The organism is Isoptericola sp. NPDC057559 (genome assembly GCF_042801555.1).
In the GTDB taxonomy this organism is placed as follows: domain Bacteria; phylum Actinomycetota; class Actinomycetes; order Actinomycetales; family Cellulomonadaceae; genus Isoptericola.
Window position 1 is genome coordinate 607,548 of record NZ_JBHVFQ010000001.1, and the last position, 21,196, is coordinate 628,743.

At 76.1% G+C, this 21,196-nt stretch carries 21 protein-coding genes; 12 read left to right on the forward strand and 9 right to left on the reverse strand.

Translation table 11 applies throughout. From position 1 onward, the window contains the following. Window positions 1-11: 11 nt before the first annotated feature. Together ACFU5J_RS02715 and ACFU5J_RS02720 are read left to right on the forward strand one after the other, a co-directional pair. Window positions 12-908, forward strand: coding sequence for a LysR family transcriptional regulator (locus ACFU5J_RS02715; protein WP_430573755.1), 897 nt, complete (start codon window positions 12-14; stop codon window positions 906-908). 85 nt (window positions 909-993) lie between these two features. Next, window positions 994-1,935 (forward strand): D-2-hydroxyacid dehydrogenase family protein, encoded by a 942-nt coding sequence (locus ACFU5J_RS02720; protein WP_430577720.1) that lies wholly within the window; start codon window positions 994-996, stop codon window positions 1,933-1,935. Between the two features lie 10 nt (window positions 1,936-1,945). Here the strand turns inward: ACFU5J_RS02720 and ACFU5J_RS02725 are convergent, their stop codons facing one another. Beyond that, complete coding sequence (locus tag ACFU5J_RS02725; protein WP_430577721.1) at window positions 1,946-2,449, reverse strand: hypothetical protein; 504 nt, start codon at window positions 2,447-2,449, stop codon at window positions 1,946-1,948. Between the two features lie 68 nt (window positions 2,450-2,517). Further along, window positions 2,518-3,468, reverse strand: a complete 951-nt coding sequence (locus ACFU5J_RS02730; RefSeq protein ID WP_430577722.1) for a helix-turn-helix transcriptional regulator — start codon at window positions 3,466-3,468, stop codon at window positions 2,518-2,520. 145 nt (window positions 3,469-3,613) lie between these two features. Between ACFU5J_RS02730 and ACFU5J_RS02735 the strand changes: the two genes are divergently transcribed. After that, entirely contained in the window at window positions 3,614-4,753 is a 1,140-nt protein-coding gene (locus tag ACFU5J_RS02735) for an epoxide hydrolase family protein (protein WP_430577723.1), read from the forward strand. A 5-nt stretch (window positions 4,754-4,758) separates the two neighbouring features. Here the strand turns inward: ACFU5J_RS02735 and ACFU5J_RS02740 are convergent, their stop codons facing one another. Beyond that, window positions 4,759-5,229 (reverse strand): pyridoxamine 5'-phosphate oxidase family protein, encoded by a 471-nt coding sequence (locus ACFU5J_RS02740; protein ID WP_430573760.1) that lies wholly within the window; start codon window positions 5,227-5,229, stop codon window positions 4,759-4,761. Window positions 5,230-5,376: 147 nt separating this feature from the next. Here ACFU5J_RS02740 and ACFU5J_RS02745 point away from each other — a divergent pair, with 147 nt between their 5' ends. Next, window positions 5,377-6,225, forward strand: a complete 849-nt coding sequence (locus tag ACFU5J_RS02745; RefSeq protein ID WP_430577724.1) for a siderophore-interacting protein — start codon at window positions 5,377-5,379, stop codon at window positions 6,223-6,225. A 9-nt stretch (window positions 6,226-6,234) separates the two neighbouring features. Here the strand turns inward: ACFU5J_RS02745 and ACFU5J_RS02750 are convergent, their stop codons facing one another. Further along, window positions 6,235-6,705 carry a hypothetical protein gene (locus ACFU5J_RS02750; protein ID WP_430577725.1) on the reverse strand — a complete coding sequence of 157 codons (471 nt, stop codon included), beginning with the start codon at window positions 6,703-6,705 and terminating at the stop codon, window positions 6,235-6,237. A gap of 129 nt (window positions 6,706-6,834) precedes the next feature. Here ACFU5J_RS02750 and ACFU5J_RS02755 point away from each other — a divergent pair, with 129 nt between their 5' ends. After that, entirely contained in the window at window positions 6,835-8,100 is a 1,266-nt protein-coding gene (locus ACFU5J_RS02755; protein WP_430577726.1) for an amidohydrolase, read from the forward strand. An 84-nt stretch (window positions 8,101-8,184) separates the two neighbouring features. Here the strand turns inward: ACFU5J_RS02755 and ACFU5J_RS02760 are convergent, their stop codons facing one another. Beyond that, entirely contained in the window at window positions 8,185-8,943 is a 759-nt protein-coding gene (locus tag ACFU5J_RS02760) for an IclR family transcriptional regulator (protein ID WP_430573764.1), read from the reverse strand. An 89-nt stretch (window positions 8,944-9,032) separates the two neighbouring features. Here ACFU5J_RS02760 and hutH point away from each other — a divergent pair, with 89 nt between their 5' ends. The 5 genes from hutH (at window position 9,033) to ACFU5J_RS02785 (ending at window position 15,646) form a co-directional block, all read left to right on the forward strand. After that, a complete protein-coding gene (hutH, locus tag ACFU5J_RS02765) occupies window positions 9,033-10,673 on the forward strand; it encodes a histidine ammonia-lyase (protein ID WP_430577727.1) in 1,641 nt (546 codons plus the stop codon). A gap of 35 nt (window positions 10,674-10,708) precedes the next feature. Continuing rightward, window positions 10,709-12,406, forward strand: a complete 1,698-nt coding sequence (gene hutU / locus ACFU5J_RS02770; RefSeq protein ID WP_430577728.1) for a urocanate hydratase — start codon at window positions 10,709-10,711, stop codon at window positions 12,404-12,406. A 1-nt stretch (window position 12,407) separates the two neighbouring features. After that, entirely contained in the window at window positions 12,408-13,697 is a 1,290-nt protein-coding gene (gene hutI / locus ACFU5J_RS02775; protein WP_430577729.1) for an imidazolonepropionase, read from the forward strand. A gap of 138 nt (window positions 13,698-13,835) precedes the next feature. Then, window positions 13,836-14,435 (forward strand): hypothetical protein, encoded by a 600-nt coding sequence (locus tag ACFU5J_RS02780; RefSeq protein ID WP_430577730.1) that lies wholly within the window; start codon window positions 13,836-13,838, stop codon window positions 14,433-14,435. Beyond that, complete coding sequence (locus ACFU5J_RS02785) at window positions 14,432-15,646, forward strand: PrsW family intramembrane metalloprotease (protein WP_430573769.1); 1,215 nt, start codon at window positions 14,432-14,434, stop codon at window positions 15,644-15,646. Before ACFU5J_RS02780 ends, ACFU5J_RS02785 begins: the two co-directional genes overlap by 4 nt. A 16-nt stretch (window positions 15,647-15,662) precedes the next feature. Here the strand turns inward: ACFU5J_RS02785 and ACFU5J_RS02790 are convergent, their stop codons facing one another. After that, complete coding sequence (locus tag ACFU5J_RS02790; protein WP_430577731.1) at window positions 15,663-16,622, reverse strand: arginase family protein; 960 nt, start codon at window positions 16,620-16,622, stop codon at window positions 15,663-15,665. A gap of 460 nt (window positions 16,623-17,082) precedes the next feature. On the opposite strand from ACFU5J_RS02790, the gene ACFU5J_RS02795 reads away from it, so the two are divergent. Next, window positions 17,083-18,552: a dicarboxylate/amino acid:cation symporter gene (locus ACFU5J_RS02795; RefSeq protein ID WP_430573771.1), complete on the forward strand. Its 1,470-nt coding sequence runs from the start codon at window positions 17,083-17,085 to the stop codon at window positions 18,550-18,552. A 22-nt stretch (window positions 18,553-18,574) separates the two neighbouring features. Here ACFU5J_RS02795 and ACFU5J_RS02800 read toward each other — a convergent pair whose 3' ends face one another. The 3 genes from ACFU5J_RS02800 to ACFU5J_RS02810 are packed head-to-tail and all read right to left on the reverse strand — an operon-like array spanning window position 18,575 to window position 20,048. Beyond that, window positions 18,575-19,048, reverse strand: a complete 474-nt coding sequence (locus tag ACFU5J_RS02800; RefSeq protein WP_430577732.1) for an Lrp/AsnC family transcriptional regulator — start codon at window positions 19,046-19,048, stop codon at window positions 18,575-18,577. Further along, window positions 19,045-19,539 (reverse strand): hypothetical protein, encoded by a 495-nt coding sequence (locus ACFU5J_RS02805; protein WP_430573773.1) that lies wholly within the window; start codon window positions 19,537-19,539, stop codon window positions 19,045-19,047. The genes ACFU5J_RS02800 and ACFU5J_RS02805 overlap by 4 nt, the downstream gene beginning before the upstream one ends. Then, window positions 19,536-20,048 carry a hypothetical protein gene (locus ACFU5J_RS02810; RefSeq protein WP_430573774.1) on the reverse strand — a complete coding sequence of 171 codons (513 nt, stop codon included), beginning with the start codon at window positions 20,046-20,048 and terminating at the stop codon, window positions 19,536-19,538. The genes ACFU5J_RS02805 and ACFU5J_RS02810 overlap by 4 nt, the downstream gene beginning before the upstream one ends. Before the next feature lie 122 nt (window positions 20,049-20,170). Here ACFU5J_RS02810 and dapA point away from each other — a divergent pair, with 122 nt between their 5' ends. Next, a complete protein-coding gene (dapA, locus tag ACFU5J_RS02815; RefSeq protein WP_430577733.1) occupies window positions 20,171-21,196 on the forward strand; it encodes a 4-hydroxy-tetrahydrodipicolinate synthase in 1,026 nt (341 codons plus the stop codon).

Here is a 21,196-nt window from a genome sequence, read left to right on the forward strand (position 1 = left end):
GGGAGCGATCAATGGAGCTGCGGCAGATGGAGTACCTCGTCGCGGTGGCGGAGGAGGGCCACTTCACGCGCGCGGCGGCGCTGTGCGGCGTCACGCAGTCCGGGCTGTCCGCCGCGATCCGCAACCTGGAGCGCGAGCTCGGCGCCGACCTGTTCCTGCGCACCACGCGACAGGTGGCGCTGACGGACGCCGGCCGGGCCCTGCTGCCGTTCGCGCGGCGCATGCTCGCCCAGGCGGCCGCGGGGCGCGACGCCGTCGTCCGCGCGAGCCACCAGATCTCGGGCCGGCTGCGCCTCGGGGCCGAGCAGTGCCTCGGCGTGGTCGACGTCGCGCCCCTGCTCGAGCGCTTCCGCCTGCGCTACCCGCTCGTGGACGTCCAGTTCACCCAGGCGGGCTCGCGCGAGCTCACCGCGCAGGTGCGCGCGGGCGACCTCGACGTCGCCTTCGTCGCCGCCACCGAGCACCTCGGCGCCCTGCGCCGGCTCGAGCTCGGGCGCCGCCCGATCGTCCTGCTGACCCACGCGACCGACCCGCTCGCCGCCGCGCCCGCGGTCGCCTGGGAGGACCTCGTCGACCGCGACTTCGTCGACTTCCGCGAGCAGTGGGCGATCCGGCGGCTCGCCGACGCCGCCTTCGCCGACCGGCACCTCGAGCGTCGCGTGCGGATGAGCGTCGACGACGTCCACACGCTGCTGGACTTCGTGCAGCGCGGCCTCGGCATCGCCGTCGTGCCGCAGCACGTCGCCGCCAAGCCGCAGGCCGCCGGGCTGGCCGTGCTGGACCTCCCGGAGCGCGGCACGCCCGAGTGGGTGGTCGCCGCGATCGCCGCGCCGACGGCCGAGCCGACCGCGGCCCGCCTGCTGGAGCTCGTGGCGGAGGCCAACCTGGCGGTCGCGCAGCCGGCGTGACCGGGCTCGTGCCCGGCCCGGCCCCCGGCCGCGCTGGGAGTAGCGTCGGCACGGCCCGACCGCCGGGCCCCCGAGGAGGTCTTCGATGCGCGTCGCCGTCCTGGACGACTACCAGCAGGTCGCCCACCGCTTCGCCGACTGGGCCGGGCTGGGGGCCGAGGTCGCGTTCGTCGACCGCCCGCTGCCCGACGACGACGCGGTGGTCGCCGCGCTCGACGGCTACGACGTCGTGGTGGCGATGCGGGAGCGCACGCCGGTCACGGCCGCGCGGCTGGCGCGGCTGCCCGACCTGCGGCTGCTGGTGACGACCGGGCGCCAGAACGCGGCCATCGACCTCGACGCGGCCCGCGCGCGCGGCGTCGTCGTGTGCGGCACGGACTCGCCGACGAACGCCACGCCGGAGCTCACGTGGGCGCTGATCCTGGCGGTGCTGCGGCACGTGCCCGCGGAGGACCGGGCGGTGCGCGACGGCGGGTGGCAGCACACCGTCGGCGGGGACCTGGAGGGCCGCCGGCTGGGCGTCGTGGGCCTCGGGCGCCTCGGGTCGCGGGTGGCGCGCGTCGGCCTCGCGTTCGGCATGGACGTCGTCGCGTGGAGCCGGCACCTGGACCCGGCGCACGCGGAGGGGCTCGGCGTGCGCCCCGTCGCGAAGGACGAGCTGTTCGCGACGTCGGACGTCGTCACCGTGCACTACAAGCTGAGCGACCGCAGCCGCGGCATCGTCGGCGACGACGACCTCGCGCGCATGAAGCGCACCGCGATCCTCGTCAACACCTCGCGGGGCCCGCTCGTCGACACCGGCGCGCTGCTCGCCGCGCTGCACGAGGGCCGCATCGGCGGGGCCGGCCTCGACGTGTACGACGCCGAGCCGCTGCCCGCCGACCACCCGCTGCGGTCCGCGCCGCGCACCGTGCTCACCCCGCACCTGGGCTACGTCACCGAGGGCACGTACCGCACGTTCTACGGGCAGGCGGTGGAGGACGTCGCCGCATGGGCGGCCGGCGCCCCCGTGCGCGTCCTGACCTGAGCGGGGCGGCTCAGACCGTCAGCGCGGACGAGTAGTCGCCGTACGTGGCAGCGCCGAACAGGCCGAAGCCGAGCAGCACCACGAAGAAGAGCACGTAGAGCACCGAGACCGCGGTGAACACGATCGACAGCCACAGCCCCCACGTGGCGAGCGGGTTCGGGAAGCCGGCGCGGCGCGACTGCGACCGCCCGATGGCGGACAGCACGATGCCGGCGGGCGCGAACAGGAAGGCCATGACGAACCCGACGATGCCCATCGCCTTGCCGGGGTCCTCCGGCGGGTAGCCGTACGCGTAGCCGCCCTGCGGGTACGCACCCTGCGGATATGCCCCCTGCGGGTACCCGGCCTGGGGATGGCCGGGCTGGGGATAGCCGGCCTGCGGGTATCCCGGGGCCTCGTCGGCCGGGGCGTGGCCGGGCTGCGCGTAGCCCTGCGGGGACGGCCCGCCGGCCTGGGGCGCGGCCTGCTGGCCGGGCTGCGAGTACGGCTGGTACGGCTGGTACGGATCGCTCACCGGCACAGTGTCGCGGAGCACCGGCCGGTCGCGCCAGCACCTGCCCCCCGGGAGCCCGGCTGGCGCGGTCAGTCGGGGACCGCGCGGGCGTACCGCGCGGCCAGCGCGCGCAGGTGCTCCACCAGCTCGGGCGGCTCGGTGACGTGGAAGTCGAGGCCGAGCAGGCCGATCCAGACGGCGACGACCTCCGCGCTGTCGCCGCCGGTGACGAGCACGCAGCGGCCGTCGGGCAGCGGCTGCACCGTGCCGACTGCCGGGTTGATCCGGTCCAGCACCTCCTGCGCGGGCGCGTCGACCACGACGCGAGCGTGGAACGCCCATCCCGTGCGCGCGACCTCCTGCACGACGAACGTCGTCAGGTCGCCGGGGAACTCGACCGGGGTGAACCGCCGCCCGCCGGGGGTCCGCAGCCGCAGCCAGTCGACGCGGTAGGGCGCCCAGGTGCCGTCCGCCGGGTCGCGGGCCACGAGGAACCACCGGTGCTGCCACGCGACCAGGTGGTGCGGCTCGAGCTCCAGCGGCTCGTCCTGGTAGTCGCACCGCACCCGCTGGCGGTCCCGGATCGCGGCGGCCAGCGCCGTGAGCTCCTCCGGGTCGACCTCGGGCTCCTCGGTGTAGGGCCCGGTGTTCGCCGGCCCGGCCGTCGAGGCCGTCCGCAGGGCCGAGACGCGGCGCCGCAGGCGGTCGGGCAGCACCTGCTCCAGCTTGGTGAGCGCCGACTGGCCCGACTCCTCGAACCCCGCGGTGCCGGTCGCGGCGCGCAGGCCGACGGCGACCGCGACGGCCTCGGCGTCGTCGAGCAGCAGCGGGGGCAGCCGGGCGCCCGCACCCAGCCGGTAGCGCCCGCCCGGGCCGCGCACGGCGTGCACGGGATAGCCGAGCTCGCGCAGGCGCGCGACGTCGTTGCGCACCGTGCGGCCGGTGACGCCGAGCCGGTCGGCGAGCTCGGCACCGGACCAGTCGGGCCGCGACTGGAGCAGCCCGAGCAGCGCCAGCAGCCGTGCCGAGGTAGAGCTCATGGTGCCCTCCCGGGGGACGGTCCGTGCCCGCGGAGAACTCGTCGGCACCCGTCCAGAATAACGGAACGAACCGTTCCTGAACCCTTCCTAGTGTGGGTGTCAGGAGCTGGGGCGAGGGCCCGGCTCACGACCTCGGGAGAACGCCATGAACGCCACGACGCCCGCCGCGACCACCCTGGAGCTCCGCCCCTTCTCCGTGCACGTGCCGCAGGCCGACCTGGACGACCTGCGCGAGCGCCTCGAGCGCACCCGCTTCGCCCCGGCCGCCCCCGGCGACTCGTGGGACTACGGCACCCCCGAGTCCTACCTGCGCGGCATGGTCGAGCGCTGGAAGGACTTCGACTGGCGCGCCGTCGAGGACCGGCTGAACGCGTACCCGGCCTTCATGACCGAGATCGACGGCCAGCCGCTGCACTTCCTGCACGTGCGGTCGCCCCACCCGGACGCGACGCCGCTGCTGCTCGCGCACACCTACCCCGGCTCGGTGCTCGACTTCCTCGACATGATCGACCCGCTCGTCGACCCGGTGGCCCACGGCGGCCGGGCGGCGGACGCCTTCGACGTCGTCGTCCCGTCCATGCCCGGCTTCGGGTTCTCGACGCCGGTCGCCGCCGGCGACTGGACGATGGCGCGCGTCGCCCGCACCTACGACGCGCTCATGCGCGGCCTCGGCTACGCGTCCTACGGCATCCACGGCAGCGACGGCGGCGCGATGGTCTCCCGCGAGCTGGCGGTCCTCGACCCCGAGGGCTTCCTCGGCGCGCACGTGCTGCAGCTCTTCTCGTTCCCGTCCGGCGCCGAGGGGGAGATGGACGGGTTCGGCGAGAAGGAGTACGCCGCGCTCGGCCACCTGCGGTGGTTCCAATCCGTCGGCGCCTACAACGTCATGAACGCGTCGCGCCCCCAGACGATGGCGGCCGGTCTGGCGGACTCGCCCGTGGCGACGCTGGCCTACCACGAGCTGTTCGAGAGCTTCGGCAACGGCACCGCCCTCGTCGCCCCGGAGCAGGTGCTGGCGCAGGCCACGCTCTACTGGCTCACCAACACCTACGCCACCGCCGCGCGCTACCACTACGCGGAGCAGCGCTCCGGCGCCGAGCCGGTCGTCAGCACCGGGCGGATCGGGGTGGCGGTCTTCAAGGACGACTTCCAGACGATCCGCGCCTTCGCCGAGCGCGACAACGCGCGCATCGAGCACTGGTCGGAGTTCCCGCGCGGCGGTCACTACGCGGCGCTGGAGGTGCCCGACGACGTCGTCGGCGACCTGCGGGTCTTCTTCGGCTGACGGCGTCAGCGGACGGGCACGGGCACCCGGCGGTCGATGCCCGTGCCCAGGGCGGGATGGCGCCCGCGCACGAGCGCCTCCCCCCGGTCGACCTCCAGGACGTAGAGCCGGAGGTCGGCGTCGCCCGACAGCTCGTCGGGCGCGAAGGCCACGCCGTCCCGGGTGTCGGCATAGGCGGCAGCGCAGCGCGCCGCCAGCTCGGCGTCGGGAACGCGCCGCGCCCGCCCCGTGAGGTACACGGCCTCCGCCCCGCCGACGCGGACCGTGGAGTCGAAGACGACGCCCTCGACGCGCGCCTCCCGCTCCAGGTTCCGCGAGTGGTGGGCCTGCGGCGAGGACACCCAGTAGACGTCCGCGCCGTCGCGGGTGAAGAACACCGGGGAGACGCGCGGGGCGCCGTCCGGGTCGATCGTCGCGAGCGCGACGTACCGCACGGTGGCGAGGACGCGCTCGGCGTCGGCGGCGAGCTCGGTCATGGCATCGGTCATGGCATCGGTCGGGGCGGGGTCGGTCATGGCGGGCAGACCCGCGCCGCGCCGCGAAGTCATCGGTGGCGGTGCCGGGCGGGCACGCCGGCCGGAGGGCCGAGGCCGCGGGCCCGGGGGCCGTGGTGGAATCGGGGGGTGTTCACCCGCCCCCGCACCCGCCTCGACCTCGTCCCCCGCCGCGTGCGCGTGCACGCCGTCCGCGAGCTGAGCGACACGCTGCGCCGCACGACCTTCCGCGACGGCGCCGGCGCGGACCCCGCCGCCGTGACGTCCCTGGCGGCACTGCGGGCGCCGGGCCCGGAGGACCACGTGAAGGTCTTCCTGCCCGACCCGGCCACCGGCGAGCTGCACGCCCCCGCGCTGGCCGCGGACGGCGGCCTGCAGCGCCCGACCGGCGTCGTCTCGATCTCGCGTGACCTCACCGTCCGCGCCGCGCGGGTGGTGGACGGGGCCGCGGAGGTCGACGTCGACTGGGTGCTGCACGGCGACCAGGGCCCGGCGTCGGCGTGGGCGGCCCGCGCGGCGGAGGGCGACGAGGTGGTGCTCGCGGGGCCGAACGGCAGCGCGGGGCTGCCGGAGGGGATCGGGCGGCTCACGCTGGTCGGCGACGAGACCGGACTGCCCGCCCTCGCGCGCTGGGCCGAGGCCGTCGGCCCCGACGTCCCCGTGACGGCGATCGTCGAGATCGGCGACGACGTCGACGAGACGCACGTCGAGGACGAGCTCGACGGCGCGACCGTCGAGATCCTCTACCGCACCGACGGGCCCGGGCAGCTCGCCGACGCCGTCCGGTCCCTGGGCGGGCTGGAGCCCGACGAGCTGTTCGTCGGGCTCGGCGAGGCCGGCGACCTCGTGCCCGTGCGCCGCTACCTGCGCCGCGAGCTGGGGCTGCCCGCCGAGCAGGTGCTGGTCTCCGGCTACTGGCGGCGCGGGGTGGTCAACCTCGACCACCACCTGCCGATCGACCCGACCGACCCGGACTGACGGGACGGGTCAGGCGACCGCGCTCTGCGTCTCGCCGCGCAGGGCGTCGATCTGTTCCTGGAGCTTGGAGAGCTGGTCGGCGACCTGGCTCGCGCCCTTCTCCCGGGCGGCGTCGGTGACGAACCGGACCTCGGCGGACGCGGCCTCGAGCGCGACCTGCGCGTCCTCCAGGGCGACCACCGCGCCGTCGGCGGCGGTGGCGGCCCGGGCGAGCGCGTCGCGCGCCTCGTCGGTCGCGGCCTGGGCGGAGCCGATCGCGTCGGCGACCTGGCCGCGCAGCGCGGCGGGGACCTTGGTGACCTGCTGCAGCTGCTGGAGGTCGACGTCGAGGGCCTCGGCCTGGCTCTTCGCGTCCGCGATGAACGACTGGACGTCCTCGGTGGGGGCGGAACACGCGCCCAGCATCATGGTCACGGCGAGCAGGCTCACCGCGGCCAGACGGGTCGTCGTCTTGCCCTTCGAAGTCGTCGTCGACGTCATGGGCACGATTCTGCACTGCTGACCTGAATAAATGCTTACGACGGCGTGGAGATCTTGCACACAGCCCTCCTCCCGTCATCGGGCGCTCACCGGATGTCGAAGCCCGCGACCGAGGGCACGATGACGTCCATGAGCGCGCTGACCACGTCCGAGCTGACGGCGATCTACACCGACCTCCACGCCCACCCCGAGCTCGGGTTCGCCGAGCACCGCACCGCCGGGATCGTCGCCGACCGCCTGCGCGGCTGGGGCTACGACGTGCACGAGGGGATCGGCGGCACCGGCGTGGCGGGCGTCCTCGCGAACGGCCCCGGGCCGCGCGTGCTGCTGCGGGCAGACATGGACGGGCTTCCCGTGACCGAGCGCACGGGCCTGCCGTACGCCTCGACGCAGGTCGCCACCGGCCCCGACGGCCAGGAGACGGGCGTCATGCACGCCTGCGGCCACGACGTGCACGTCACGTGCCTGCTCGGCGCGGCCGCCGTGCTCGCCGAGCGGCGCGCCGCCTGGTCGGGCACGCTCCTGCTCGTCTTCCAGCCCGCGGAGGAGCTCGGCAACGGGGCGCGGGCGATGCTCGACGACGGCCTGTACGCGACCGTCGGCGGCGCGCCGGACGTCGTCCTCGGCCAGCACGTCATGCCCACGCCCGCCGGCGTGGTGAGCGTGACCCCGGGCGTCGCGATGTCGGCCACCGACTCGCTGCGGATCACGCTGCACGGGCGCGGCGGGCACGGGTCGATGCCGGAGACCACGGTGGACCCGGTCCTCATGGCCGCGGCCACCGTGCAGCGGCTGCAGGGCGTCGTGTCGCGCGAGATCGCCGCGGGCGACTCGGCGGTCGTGACGGTCGGCGCGATCAGCGCCGGGACGCAGGCCAACATCATCCCGGACCGTGCCGAGCTGCTGGTCAACGTGCGCACCTTCACGGAGCCCGTGCGCGAGCGCGTGCTCGGTGCGATCCGGCGCATCTCCGAGGCCGAGGCCGCCGCGTCGGGCGCCACCGAGCCGCCCGAGATCGAGACCACCAACGCCTTCCCGGCCCTGGTGAACGACCCGGCGGCCACCGCGCGCACGAGTGCGGTGCTCGCCGGCGCCCTGGAGGAGCAGCGGGCGCTGATCGAGGCCGCCGGCAGCCGGCCCGCGGTCCTGACCCTGCCGCCCATGGCCGCGTCGGAGGACGTCGGCGAGCTCGCCACCGACGCCGGGGTGCCCCTCGTGTACTGGTTCCTCGGCGGCTTCGACCCGAGCCTCTTCGCCGGCGTCGACCTGTCGGCCGGCCGCCTCCCCGCCGGCGTCGCGTCGAACCACTCGCCGTTCTTCGCGCCCGCGCCCGAGCCGACCCTCGACCTCGGCGTCGCGACCCTCGTCGCCGCCGCCCAGGAGTGGCTGGACTGATCCGGGAACGCATCGAGCGTGCTGACTTGCTCCTCAACCGGCCCGTTCGAGGAGCAATCCAGCACGCTCGATTCCCCGCGGGGGTCAGCGCGCGCCCAGCCGGCGGCTGATCTCCGCGGCGGCGCGGCCCGCGGCGGCGGCGAGCTCCGCGCGGCGGCCGTCGTCGACGTCCTCGGACCAGAACGTCAGCGCGACCCCCGCCACCGGGTGGCCGGTGTGGTCCAGGGCGGCGTGCGCGACCGAGGCGAGGCCGGTCGTGACCTCGCCGTCCTCGGTCGCGTGGCCGCGGCGGCGGGTGTCGCGCAGCACCTCGCGCAGGTCGCGCAGGGTGCGGGGCCCGACGCCCGTGCGGTCGGCGAGCGCCGCCGCCGACGGGAACAGCGCCCGCACCTGCGCGGCCGGCAGCAGCGCCAGCACGGCGCGGCCGCTGGCGGTGAGGTGGCTGGGCAGGCGGACGTCGACGTCGGTCACCAGGCTGGGCCGGTGCGGCGCGCGCTGCTCCACGAGGTACAGCACCTCCCTGCCGTGCAGGACGGCGAGGTGCGCGCTCTCCCCGGTGGTCTCCACGAGCCGCGCGACGACGGGGCGGGCCAGCCGCGCGAGCGGTGCCTGCCGCGCGTACGCCGACCCGAGCGACAGCGACGCCGTCCCCAGCCCGTAGCGGTGCTCCTCCGGCAGGTGGGTCACGAACCCCTCGTCCACGAGCACCGTGAGCAGGTGGTAGACGGTGGAGCGCGGCAGGCCCAGGTGCTGCGCCACCGCCGCCGCCGGGACCGGGCCCGCCTGCGCCGCGAGGTACGTGAGCACCCGCAGCGCGCTCCGCGCCGCCGGGACGTCCGCCATCGTGCCTCCTCGTCCCGGTGTCTGGGATCCCAGACTGAACCTCGCCGGACCCCGTGTCCAGCGGCCCCGCGACGGTGTGTGCTGGGCCCATGTCCGCAACGCTGCAGCAGGCCGGCGACCCCGCCGGCCGCACGACGACCCACCCGGTCGCGTCCCGGTCCGACGTCGTCGTCGAGGTCACGGGAGACCCCCTGACCGTCGACGACGTCGTGGCGGTCGCCCGCCACGGCGCGCGCGTGCGCCTCACCGACGGCGCGCTGGCGGGGATGGCCGCGAGCCGCGCCGTCGTCGAGTCGCTGGCCGACGACGACCGCCCCCACTACGGCGTCTCCACCGGCTTCGGCGCCCTCGCCCGCCGCCACATCCCCACCGAGAAGCGGGCCCAGCTGCAGCTCGGGCTGGTGCGCTCGCACGCCGCGGGCAGCGGCCCCGAGGTGGAGCGGGAGGTGGTGCGCGCGCTGCAGCTGCTGCGCCTGGCCACCCTCGCGACCGGCCGCACGGGCGCCCGCCCCGTCGTCGCCGAGACGTACGCCGCGATGCTCAACGCGGGCGTCACGCCCGTCGTGCACGAGTACGGCTCGCTCGGCTGCTCGGGCGACCTCGCGCCCCTGGCGCACGTGGCGCTGGCCGCGCTCGGCGAGGGCCGGGTGCGCGACGCCGGCGGCGAGCTGCGGGACGGGGGAGACGCGCTCGCGGCGGCCGGCATCGCGCCGCTGGAGCTGCGCGAGAAGGAGGGCCTGGCCCTCATCAACGGCACCGACGGCATGCTCGGCATGCTCTGCCTGGCCCTCGACGACCTGCACCGCCTGCTCGCGACGGCCGACGTCGCGGCGGCGTCCAGCGTGGAGGCGCTGCTCGGCTCGGACGCGCCGTTCGCGGCGGACCTCGTCGGGATGCGCCCGCACCCGGGCCAGGCGGCGTCGGCCGCGAACCTGCGCGCCCTGCTCGCGGGGTCGCCGGTCGTGGCGAGCCACCGGACGTTCGACGCCGACGGCCGCCCGGAGTGCACCCGCGTGCAGGACGCGTACTCGCTGCGCTGCGCGCCGCAGGTGCACGGCGCCGCGCGGGACACCGTCGACCACGCGGAGGCGGTCGCCGGGCGCGAGCTCGCGTCGGCCATCGACAACCCCGTCGTCACCGTGGACGGCCGGGTCGAGTCGAACGGCAACTTCCACGGCGCGCCCGTGGCGTACGTGCTCGACTTCCTCGCCGTCGCCGTGGCGGACGTGGCCAGCATGAGCGAGCGCCGCACGGACCGGTTCCTCGACGTCGCGCGCAACGAGGGCCTGCCGGCGTTCCTCGCCGACGACCCGGGCGTCGACTCGGGCCTGATGATCGCCCAGTACACCGCCGCCGGGATCGTCTCCGAGCTCAAGCGCCTGGCCGCGCCCGCGAGCGTCGACTCCATCCCCTCGTCGGCGATGCAGGAGGACCACGTGTCCATGGGCTGGGCCGGGGCGCGCAAGCTGCGCCGCGCCGTCGACGGCCTCGGCCGCGTGCTCGCGATCGAGCTCATGACGGCCGCCCGCGCCCTCGACCTGCGCTGCACCCCGGACACGGGGCTCGTGCCCGCCGCGGGCACCGGCGCCGTCCACGCGCTGCTGCGCACCGCCGTCCCCGGCCCCGGGCCGGACCGGTTCCTCGCCCCCGAGATCGAGGCCGTGACGAGGCTCGTCGCCGGCGGCGAGGTCGCCGCCGCCGCGGGCTCCGCCGTCGGCCCGCTCGCCTGACCCGCCGCCCCCCGAACCGCCCCAAGGAGACGCCGATGTCCCACGCCACGTACGACCGCGGCACCCCGGTGCCCGTCCGCGCCCCGCGCGGCCGGGTGCTCACCGCCCGCAGCTGGCAGACCGAGGCCCCGCTGCGGATGCTCATGAACAACCTCGACCCGGAGGTGGCGGAGCGCCCCGACGACCTCGTCGTCTACGGCGGCACCGGCCGCGCGGCCCGCGACTGGCCGAGCTACCACGCCATCGTCCGCACCCTCACGACGCTGGGCGAGGACGAGACGCTGCTGGTGCAGTCGGGCAAGCCGGTGGGCGTGCTGCGCACGCACGAGTGGGCGCCGCGCGTGCTCATCGCCAACAGCAACCTCGTGGGCGACTGGGCGACGTGGCCCGAGTTCCGCCGCCTGGAGGCGCAGGGCCTGACGATGTACGGCCAGATGACGGCCGGGTCGTGGATCTACATCGGCGCGCAGGGCATCCTCCAGGGCACGTACGAGACGCTCGCCGCGGTGGCCGCCAAGCGGTTCGGCGGCACGCTCGCCGGGACGCTCACGCTCACCGGCGGGTGCGGCGGCATGGGCGGCGCGCAGCCGCTCGCCGTCACGCTCAACGGCGGCGCGTGCCTCGTCGTCGACGTCGACCGGTCGCGCCTGGAGCGGCGCGTGCGCGAGCGCTACCTCGACGAGGTCGCGGACGACCTGGACGACGCCGTCCGTCGCGTCGAGGCGGCCCGCGCCGAGAGGCGCGCGCTGTCGGTCGGCGTGGTGGGCAACAGTGCCCACGTCGTGCCGGAGCTGCTGCGCCGCGGCGTCGCGGTGGACGTGGTCACCGACCAGACGTCGGCGCACGACCCGCTGTCGTACCTGCCCCTCGGGGTGTCGGTCGAGGAGTGGGCCGACTACGCCGCCGCCAAGCCGGAGGAGTTCACCGACCGGGCGCGCGAGTCGATGGCCCGGCACGTGGAGGGCATGGTGGGCTTCCTCGACGCGGGCACCGAGGTGTTCGACTACGGCAACTCGATCCGCGACGAGGCGCGCCGCGGCGGCTTCGACCGCGCCTTCGACTTCCCGGGCTTCGTCCCCGCGTACATCCGGCCGCTGTTCGCGCAGGGCAAGGGCCCGTTCCGGTGGGCCGCGCTGTCCGGCGACCCGCGCGACATCGCCGCCACCGACAAGGCCGTCCTCGACCTCTTCCCCGACGACGACCACCTGCACCGCTGGATCCGCGCCGCCCAGGAGCGCGTCGCGTTCCAGGGGCTGCCCGCCCGCATCTGCTGGCTCGGGCACGGCGAGCGCGACCGCGCGGGGCTGGCGTTCAACGACCTCGTCGCGTCCGGGGAGGTGAGCGCGCCGGTCGTCATCGGGCGCGACCACCTCGACTCCGGGTCCGTCGCCTCCCCGTACCGGGAGACGGAGGGCATGGCGGACGGCTCGGACGCCATCGCCGACTGGCCGCTGCTCAACGCGCTCACCGCCGCGTCGTCGGGCGCCACCTGGGTGTCGCTGCACCACGGGGGCGGCGTCGGCATGGGGCGGTCCATCCACGCCGGGCAGGTGTCCGTCGCGGACGGCACCGACCTCGCGGCGCAGAAGCTCGCGCGCGTCCTGTCCAACGACCCGGGCCTGGGCGTGCTGCGGCACGTCGACGCCGGGTACGACGACGCCGCGGCCGCCGCCGCGCGGGGCGGGCTGCGCGTGCCCATGCTGGAGACGGACCGGCCCGACGCGGAGGTGTGACGTGCGCGAGGTGGAGCACCCGGGCGGGTCGCACCCGGCGACCCTGATCCTCGGGATCGGCGAGCTCACGACCAACGCCCCGTCGCCGGCGCACGGCGGGGGTGACGACGACCCGACCGGCCTCGTCCGGGACGCCGCGCTGCTGCTCGACGGCGGGCGCGTGGTCTGGGCCGGCCCCGAGCGTGACGTCGCGGCCGGCGTCGAGGAGGCGCTGGGCCGCGCGCCGGACCGTGTCGTCGGCGTGGAGGGCCGCGCCGTCGTGCCCGGCTTCGTCGACTCGCACTCCCATCTCGTGTTCGCCGGCGACCGGTCGGGCGAGTTCGAGGCCCGCATGGCCGGCCGCCCGTACGCCGCGGGCGGCATCCGCACCACGGTCGCGGCGACGCGCGCGGCGTCGGACGACGCGCTGCGGGCCGGGCTGCGCCGGCACGTCGACCAGGCGCTCGCGCAGGGCACCACCACGCTCGAGACCAAGAGCGGCTACGGGCTGTCCGTCGCCGACGAGGAACGGTCCGTGCGGCTCGCGTCGGAGGTCACCGAGGAGGTGACGTTCCTCGGCGCGCACGTCGTGCCGCCGGAGTTCGCGGGCGACGCCGGGGGCGCCGACGCCTACGTCGACCTGGTGGTCGGCGAGATGCTCGACGCCTGCGCGCCGCACGCGCGCTGGGTGGACGCGTTCTGCGAGACGGGCGCGTTCACGCCCGCGCAGTCGCGCCGGGTGCTGGAGGCGGGCGCGGCCGCCGGGCTCGGCGTGCGGGTGCACGCCAACCAGCTCGGCTCGGGGGAGGGCGTGCGGCTCGCCGTCGAGCTCGGCGCCGCCGCCGTGGACCACTGCACCTTCCTCTCCGACGACGACGTCGCCGCGCTCGCGGGCTCCTGGTCGGTCTCCCGGCCCGGCCCCGGCGAGTCGCAGGGGACCGTCGCGACGCTGCTGCCGGGGGTCGAGTTCTCCACCCGCCAGCCCTACCCCGACGCGCGGCGGCTGCTCGACGCGGGCGCCGTCGTCGCGCTGGCCAGCGACTGCAACCCCGGCTCGTCGTACACGAGCTCCATGCCGCTGATGGTGGCGCTGGCCGTCCGCGAGATGGGGATGACCGTCCCCGAGGCCGTCCTGGCCGCGACCGCCGGCGGGGCCCGCGCCCTGCGCCGCGACGACGTCGGGCACCTCGCGCCCGGCGCCCGCGCCGACGTCGTCGTCCTCGACGCCCCGAGCCGCACCCACCTCGCCTACCGCCCGGGCGTCCCGCTGGTGCACGCCGTGTGGAAGGACGGCCGCCACCTCGCCGGGTGAGCGCGTCGCCCCGTCCCGGCGGCCGTCGCGTCCCGGCCGGTGCCCGCGCGCCGTCGGCGGCGTGCCGCTAGGTTCGTGGTGCGCCGTCGGTGGGACGTCAGGGGGTCGGTGGTGGAGGGTTCTTCGAGTCTCGTCGCGGTGCCGGTCGAGCACCGCCTGCTCGGGCTCGACCGGCGGACGTTCCCCTTCGGGGTGTTCGTGGTCGCGGTCTTCCTGCTCTTCGCGGTCGTGGTCCCCCGGGTCGACGCGGCGATCACGTGGGACGACCCGGTCGCGGCCGGGGACGAGCTGGCCCTGTCGAGCACGGTCGTCGTCGCTCCGCCGACCGGGTGGAACATCGAGGCGGGCTACCGGACCGACGGCAGCGGCGCCGCGTCGCAGAGCGGCGAGGCCACGGTGACCGGCGCCGGCGTCGTCGCGGACCTCGTGCCCGACTCCTTCGACGGCACGCCGGCGCAGCTGCTGGCACAGATCGAGAAGGTCACCACCGCGACCGACGACCCGACGTTCCGCGTCGACGGCGCCCCGACGACCACGACCACGGACTCCGGCGAGGTCGGGGTGCTGCAGCCCTACAGCAGCGTGCGTGGCGACGGGGTGATCGCCGCCTTCGTGATCGACGGCACGGGGGTGGAGGTCACCGCGTCCGGCCCGCCGGCGCAGATGCGGGCCGCCGCGCCCCAGATCGACGAGATGATCGCGAGCATCCGTGCCACGGACTCCCGGGGCGACTCGTGAACACGCCGACGACGGGGACCGACGACCCCCAGGTGATGGCCGAGGCGCGCCGCCGCCAGGCCCGTGCGCTGGACGTCTCCGGCTGGGGCGAGCGCTTCACCTTCGTCCAGCCGCGGAACCTGTGCTTCTGGGTCTACCTCGTCCTGACCGGCGTGGGCGCCCTGCACGTGTGGTCCTACTTCGGCCCCAAGCTCACCTTCTACGCGGACGCGTTCGCCGTCGCCGCGGTGCTGTGCCTGCTGTGCGGTGCCGCGTGGGCGTGGTGGTTCCACCACATCGACCGCTGGGAGCACGAGCCGGCAGGCCTGGTGGCGGCGGCCCTGGTCTGGGGCGCGATCCCCGCGACGTTCGCGTTCGCGCTGCCGGTCAACAGCGCGATGCTGAACATCTACGCCAAGCTGCTCGGCCAGGAGTGGAGCGCCGACTGGGCCGCCGGCCTCACGGCGCCGTTCACCGAGGAGACCGCCAAGCTGTGCGGCTTCCTCCTGCTCTGGGGCCTGGCGCCGAGGCTCGTCCGCACGGCCAACGACGGCCTCGTGATCGGTGCGTTCGTCGGACTCGGGTTCGCCGTCTTCGAGGACTTCCTCTACGCCGCCAACGGCACGGCCGCGGCGTTCGGCACCGACCCGGTGAGCCACGCCGTGTCGATCTCGTTCACCCGCATCGCCACCAGCGCGGTGTCCCATCCGCTGTTCAGCGCCCTGGTGTGCAGCGGAGCCGTCTACCTGATCGGGACCCGGGCGCAGCCCCGACGGGTCGGTCGCGGCGTCGCGTTCGTCCTGGCCGGCATGTTCCTGCACTTCACCTGGGACGACGCCGCCGGGCTCGGCGGGAACAGCGGGTTGCGGACCATCGCCGTGATGGCCGCGTCCATCGCTCTCGCGATGGTGCTCCTCGCGGTCGCCTTCCGCGCCGCCGCCCCCCGCGAGCACCAGTTCGTGCGCGACATCCTGGCCCCCGAGGTCGCGGCCGGGACGCTCGGGGCGGGCTCCGTCGAGGCCGTCGTGGACAGAAAGGCCCGCAAGGCGTTCCGCAGGGCCGCTCCCCACCGCCGCGCCCGTCGCGCGCGCACGCACTGGCGCCGCGCCGTCCTCGACCTCACGCACACCATCGCCGAGGCCCGGGGCAGCGAGTCCGACGCGGTCGTCCATGCCCGCGCCGAGACCGTGCGGCTGCGACGCCTCGCCGAGGTCGGCGAGGATCCGTCCTGACCCTCCGGGGCGGGCGCTAGCTCGGGCGCAGGGCGACGCCGGCCAGGACCTCCAGCACGCAGAGGGCGGCGAGGCGGACGGTGCGGCCGTCGGGGGCGTCGGCGGTGGCGTCCACCTCGGCGAGGTCGACCGAGCGGACGCGCGGGTCGGCCGCCGCGGCGCGGACGAGGGCGCGCAGCTCCCAGGCGGCGAGACCGCCGGGCACGCTGGCCGGGCAGCCGGGGGCGACGGCGCGGTCGCAGACGTCCACGTCGACGTCCAGGTGGACCGGCCCGCCGCCGGAGCCGGCGACGGCCAGGGCGTCACGGACGACGTCGTCGAGACCGCCGGGGCCGCGTCCGTGGAGCTGCCGCCGGACCTCGTCGAGCGTCACGACCGTGATGCCCAGGTCGCGCGCCCGGCGGGCGTAGGCGGCGGAGTTGGCGAAGTCCGCGATGCCGATCTGCACGACGCGCGCCGGGTCCAGGCCTGCCTCGACGAGCCGGCGCACGGGCGAGCCGTTGGAGACGCCGTCGCGCAGGTCGTGGTGGGCGTCGAAGGTGACGAGGCCGGCGGTGGCCAGGTCGTCGCCCCACGCCCCCAGGGCGACCGGGACGGTGAGGGCGTTGTCCCCGCCCAGCGCGACGAGGGCGCGCGCCCGCGCCCCGTCCGCACCCAGCGCGGCGGCCACCGCGGCGCGGGCGCGGGCCTCGCCGTCCGGGCCGTCGGGCTCGGTCACGTCGCCGTGGTCGACGACGGTGAGCTGCCCGAGGTCGACGGGCGCGCCGCCCGGCCCCTCGACCAGGGCGGGGCCGTAGCGGCGCAGCGCGTCGCGCACGGCCGCGGGCGTCGCGTGCGCCCCCGTCGTCGACAGGGACGTGCGCCAGGTGGGGACGCCGATCAGGGCGAGGTCGGCGGGAGCGTCCTCGGGCGACGGCGCAGGCCAGGCGCCCGCGCGCGGCCAGAGGGGGTCGTGGGGCAGGGCGGCGGAGGTCACCCGCCGACCGTACGGCCACCATGACGTCACTCACACACCCTGGGCGCCGCGACACCCCGCTGTTAGGGTGCTGCATTCGTGGGTTCGATACCCACCATCGATCGCGTCGATCATTCGGTCGCCCGATCCCCGTCGATCCCGACCCTGCTTGGAGCACCTGTGGCTGTCAGCGTCCCCGTGAGGACCGACCTCACCGCGCGCATCGACGTCGACTTCCGTCGCGTCTCGAGCGCGCTGTGTCGTCGACCCGGGTGTCGCTGACCCCTCGCTGACCGTCGTCGACGCCGACGACGCGGCACCCGACGCCACCACGAGCGCCCCGGCCCCACGCGCCGCCGCCCGTGCCCGCGTCCCCGCACCGTGCGTCCTCGCACCCGTGCACCCCTGACCTCCCGGACGGCCGCGCCCCGCCGCCGTCCCCACCCCGGCGCCCCGTGCGCCCGAGGCGAAAGGCTCCTTCGTGTCCCGCTCCTCCACGGCGAAGATCCCCGGTACGGAACCCCGTGCCCGCAAGGGTCTGCGCCTCCCGTCCTTCTCGGTCCAGATCCTGCTGGGCCTGGGCCTCGGCGTGCTGCTCGGCTGGCTCGCGCTCTCCCTCGGCACGCAGGCCGACGGCGAGACGCCCAACGGCCTGACGACGACGCTCGCCACCATCGGCTCGTCGTTCGTCACCCTGCTCAAGGCGATCGTGCCGCCGCTGATCTTCACGGCGATCGTCGCGTCGATCGCCAACCTGCGCACCGTCACCAACGCGGCCCGCCTGGCCGGGCAGACGCTGCTCTGGTTCGCGATCACGGCCGCGATCGCGGTGGCGATCGGCATCGGCCTGGGCCTGGTGTTCCAGCCCGGCCACAACACGACGCTGTCCGTGGCGGACGGCGCCGCGCCGTCCTCCACCGGCACGTGGCTCGACTTCCTCAACGGCCTCATCCCGACCAACGTGCTGGGCCTCGGCGCCTCGACGTCGGTCGAGGCGGGCGCGGACGGCGCGTTCACGGCGGAGACCGGCATCAGCTTCAACGTGCTGCAGATCCTCGTGGTCGCCCTGGTCATCGGCATCGCCGCGCTGAAGTCCGGCGCCAAGGCCGACCCGTTCCTCGCGTTCAACAAGTCGGCGCTCGCCATCGTGCAGAAGGTGCTGTGGTGGATCATCCGCCTGGCCCCGCTGGGCACGATGGGCCTCATCGGCAACGCCGTCGCCACCTACGGCTGGGAGTCGCTGCGCTCGCTCGCCTCGTTCTCCGTGGCGATCTACGTGGGCCTCGCCCTCGTGCTGTTCGTCGTCTACCCGGTGCTGCTGAAGGCCAACGGCCTCGGCGTCGTCGCCTGGTTCAAGGGCGCGTGGCCCGCGATCCAGCTCGCGTTCGTGTCCCGCTCGTCGGTGGGCACGATGCCGGTCACGCAGCGCGTCACGGAGCGCAACCTCGGCGTGCCGAGCGAGTACGCGTCGTTCGCGGTGCCGCTGGGCTCGACGACGAAGATGGACGGTTGCGCCTCGATCTACCCGGCCATCTCCGCGATCTTCGTGGCGCAGATCTTCGGCATCGACCTGTCGCTGACCGACTACCTGCTCATCGCGTTCGTGTCCGTGGTGGGCTCCGCCGCGACCGCCGGCCTCACCGGCGCGATGGTCATGCTGACCCTCACGCTGTCCACCCTCGGGCTGCCGCTCGCGGGCGTGGGCCTGCTGCTCGCCGTCGACCCGATCCTCGACATGGGCCGCACCGCGGTGAACGTCGCCGGCCAGACGCTGGTCCCGACGATCGTCGCCAAGCGCGAGGGCATCCTCGATCTCGAGCAGTACCGTGCCGCGTCGTCGGAGCACCTGTTCGACGAGGACGAGGCGGCGGAGGACCGGGCCGCGCAGGACGACGCGACGCAGGACGAGGTCGCGCCGGCCGAGCGGGAGCCGGTGCCCGCGAACGCCTGACACGGTCGGCGTCGGACCGGAGTCAGACCGCCAGGCCACGGTCGTCGACCGGGGTGGCCAGCACGAGCGTGGAGCTCAGGCGGGCCACCCCGGGCAGCGCTCGCAGGCACCCGTCGTGGAGCCGGTGAAAGGCGCCGAGGTCGGCCACGACCACCCGCAGCAGGTAGTCCGGGTCGCCCAGCAGCCGCTGGGCGGCCCGGACCTCGCCGACCCGGTCCACCGCGGCCTCGAACCTCCCGGCGGTGCCGGGGTCGGTGGCGGCCATCGTCACGAAGACGACCGCCTCGACCTCCAGGCCCAGGGCGCGGGGGTCGAGCCGGGCGCGGTAGCCGCGGATCGCCCCGGACCGCTCCAGCGCCCGCAGGCGGCGGTGGCACGTCGAGACCGTGAGCTCGGTGCGCGTGGACAGCTCGTACAGCGTCAGGCGCCCGTCCGCCTGGATCTCGGTCAGGATCCGCCGGTCGGCGGGGTCGACACCCGCGGCCGCGCGCGTCACCGCTGCACGTCCGACGGCTGGACGAGACCCGTGCACGGGACCGCGAGGACGTCGCCCCGGCGCAGGTCGCGCGGCAGCCAGACGGCGGGACCGCCGCGGCCCGGCGCGGGGTGCACGGTGAACCGGCGCGGCGGCTCCTGCGACGCGCGACCCACGAGCCGCGCCCGCTCGACCAGGGCCGTGCACCGGTCGAGGTCGGCGTCGAGCCAGGCCTGCCGCGCCTCCTCCCCGAGGCGCGGGACGGCGTCCTCCACGCGCGCGAGGACGACGCAGCGCACGGGCGACTCGCCCCAGAAGCGGTCGACCCGGGTGACGTCCGCCCCGACCGGGACGTAGACGCGCGGGGTCGCGTAGTGCTCGGCGAGCCGGGCCAGGCTGGTGCGGTCGACGAGCACGTCGTCCGGGGTGAGCTCCGAGCCCTCCGGCCACGCCTGGAGCTCCGCCCGGCGGGCGGCCCGGCGTGCGGACAGCGCGGTGTGCAGCAGGCTCATCGCGTGCCTCGCAGGGTGCGGGCCCGGGGGCCGAGGACGTCGCGCCGCGCGGTGGGGGCGGCGCACGGGACGGCGAGCAGGTCGCCGGCGCGGAGGTCACCGGGCAGCACGACCGGCCCGTCGGCGTCGTCGCCGCACCAGACGGGGACGACGGCCGCCGTCGACGCCCGCCCGAGGAGCCGCAGCTCCGACCAGACCGGGTGCACCGCGGCCGCCGGTCGCGCGTCCAGCGCGACCCGCAGCCCGCCGTCCGCGCTCCGCGCCACGGCCGTCACCGTCGTCACGACGACCGCCGCGAGCCCGGGCGCCACCGTGCGGCGGGTGCGCACCGTCCAGGCGGCGGCGCTGTGCACGCACGGGGTGCCGCACAGCCGCGCGAGCTGGTGCATGGACACCCCGCCGACGAGCACGTCGGTCGTCGTCGCGGCGGTGCAGGTGGGCCACAGGTGCCGGGCCAGCGGGTCGGGCAGGCTGCGCCGGAGCGTCGGCAGCAGGGTCGTGAGGGTCATGTCTCCGGTCTACTGCCCGGCCGGCCGCCGGGAACCGCCCCTCACGGAACGCATGCGGGGGCGGCCCGGATCCTCACGCCGGGCACGCGGACGCCGCGCCCGGACGTCCCTACGGTGCAGACATGCCTCCCGAGACCCCCGCCCCGGACCCCGCTCAGGACCCCGCTCAGGACCCGGCGCCGGCGCCGCTGGGCCGCCTGCTCGTCGCGGCCGTCACCCCGTTCCGCGCGGACGGCACGGTCGACGTCGCGGGCTTCGAACGACACCTCGACGCCCTGGCGCGCGACGGCGCGGACGGCGTCGTCGTGGGCGGCACGACGGGGGAGGGGACGACGCTCACCGACGACGAGCGCACCGACCTCGTCGTGTGCGCGGTGGACGTGCTCGGCGGCCGGGCCACCGTCGTCGCCGCCTCCGGCAGCGCGGACACCGCGCACTCCGTGGTGCTGTCGCAGGCCGCGGAGGAGGCGGGCGCCGAGGCGCTGATGGTGGTGACGCCGTACTACTGCCGCCCCTCGCAGGCGGGGCTGCTGGCGCACCTGTGGACGGTGGCGGACGCCACCGACCTCCCCGTCATGCTGTACGACGTCCCGCGACGCACCGGCTCGCGCCTCGCGGAGCCCACCCTGGCCCGCGCCGCGCAGCACCCGAACGTCGTCGCGCTGAAGGAGTCGGGCGGCGACCTCGCCCGCGTCGCCCGCGTCGCGCGGGTCGCCGGCGACACCGGGCTCGCCTGCTACGGCGGTGACGACGCCACCGCGCTGCCCGCCCTCGCCGCGGGCGCCGCCGGGCTGGTGGGCGTCGCCGCGAACGTGGCGCCGGCGTCCTACCGCCGGCTGATCGACGCCGCGGCGGCGGGCGACCTGGCCGCCGCGGCGGCGGCCCACCGCGACCTGCTGCCGCTGGCCCGCGCGCTGAACGACCACGTGCCGCCGACGGTCGCGACCAAGGCCGTGCTGCACGCGCTGGGTCGGCTCGACGGCCCGCGGGTGCGGCTGCCGCTCGTGGGGCCCGAGCCCGAGGAGGCGGACGCGGTGGTCGCGGACCTCGCGGCCGTCCCCGCGTCGGTCGACCCGGCGCTGGCCCGGGTCGCGCTCGCCGCCGACGCGCTGGCCGGGGGCGCGCTGCAGGCGCACCGCCCGACGTGA

Bases quoted from the DNA above. Each gene is read 5' to 3' on its own strand.
- ACFU5J_RS02715 (WP_430573755.1), top strand. From the start codon at position 12: ATGGAGCTGCGGCAGATGGAGTACCTCGTCGCGGTGGCGGAGGAGGGC.
- ACFU5J_RS02720 (WP_430577720.1), top strand. From the start codon at position 994: ATGCGCGTCGCCGTCCTGGACGACTACCAGCAGGTCGCCCACCGCTTC.
- ACFU5J_RS02730 (WP_430577722.1), bottom strand. From the start codon at position 3,468: ATGAGCTCTACCTCGGCACGGCTGCTGGCGCTGCTCGGGCTGCTCCAG.
- ACFU5J_RS02735 (WP_430577723.1), top strand. From the start codon at position 3,614: ATGAACGCCACGACGCCCGCCGCGACCACCCTGGAGCTCCGCCCCTTC.
- ACFU5J_RS02740 (WP_430573760.1), bottom strand. From the start codon at position 5,229: ATGACCGAGCTCGCCGCCGACGCCGAGCGCGTCCTCGCCACCGTGCGG.
- ACFU5J_RS02750 (WP_430577725.1), bottom strand. From the start codon at position 6,705: ATGACGTCGACGACGACTTCGAAGGGCAAGACGACGACCCGTCTGGCC.
- ACFU5J_RS02755 (WP_430577726.1), top strand. From the start codon at position 6,835: ATGAGCGCGCTGACCACGTCCGAGCTGACGGCGATCTACACCGACCTC.
- ACFU5J_RS02760 (WP_430573764.1), bottom strand. From the start codon at position 8,943: ATGGCGGACGTCCCGGCGGCGCGGAGCGCGCTGCGGGTGCTCACGTAC.
- hutH (WP_430577727.1), top strand. From the start codon at position 9,033: ATGTCCGCAACGCTGCAGCAGGCCGGCGACCCCGCCGGCCGCACGACG.
- hutU (WP_430577728.1), top strand. From the start codon at position 10,709: ATGTCCCACGCCACGTACGACCGCGGCACCCCGGTGCCCGTCCGCGCC.
- ACFU5J_RS02805 (WP_430573773.1), bottom strand. From the start codon at position 19,539: ATGAGCCTGCTGCACACCGCGCTGTCCGCACGCCGGGCCGCCCGCCGG.
- ACFU5J_RS02810 (WP_430573774.1), bottom strand. From the start codon at position 20,048: ATGACCCTCACGACCCTGCTGCCGACGCTCCGGCGCAGCCTGCCCGAC.
- dapA (WP_430577733.1), top strand. From the start codon at position 20,171: ATGCCTCCCGAGACCCCCGCCCCGGACCCCGCTCAGGACCCCGCTCAG.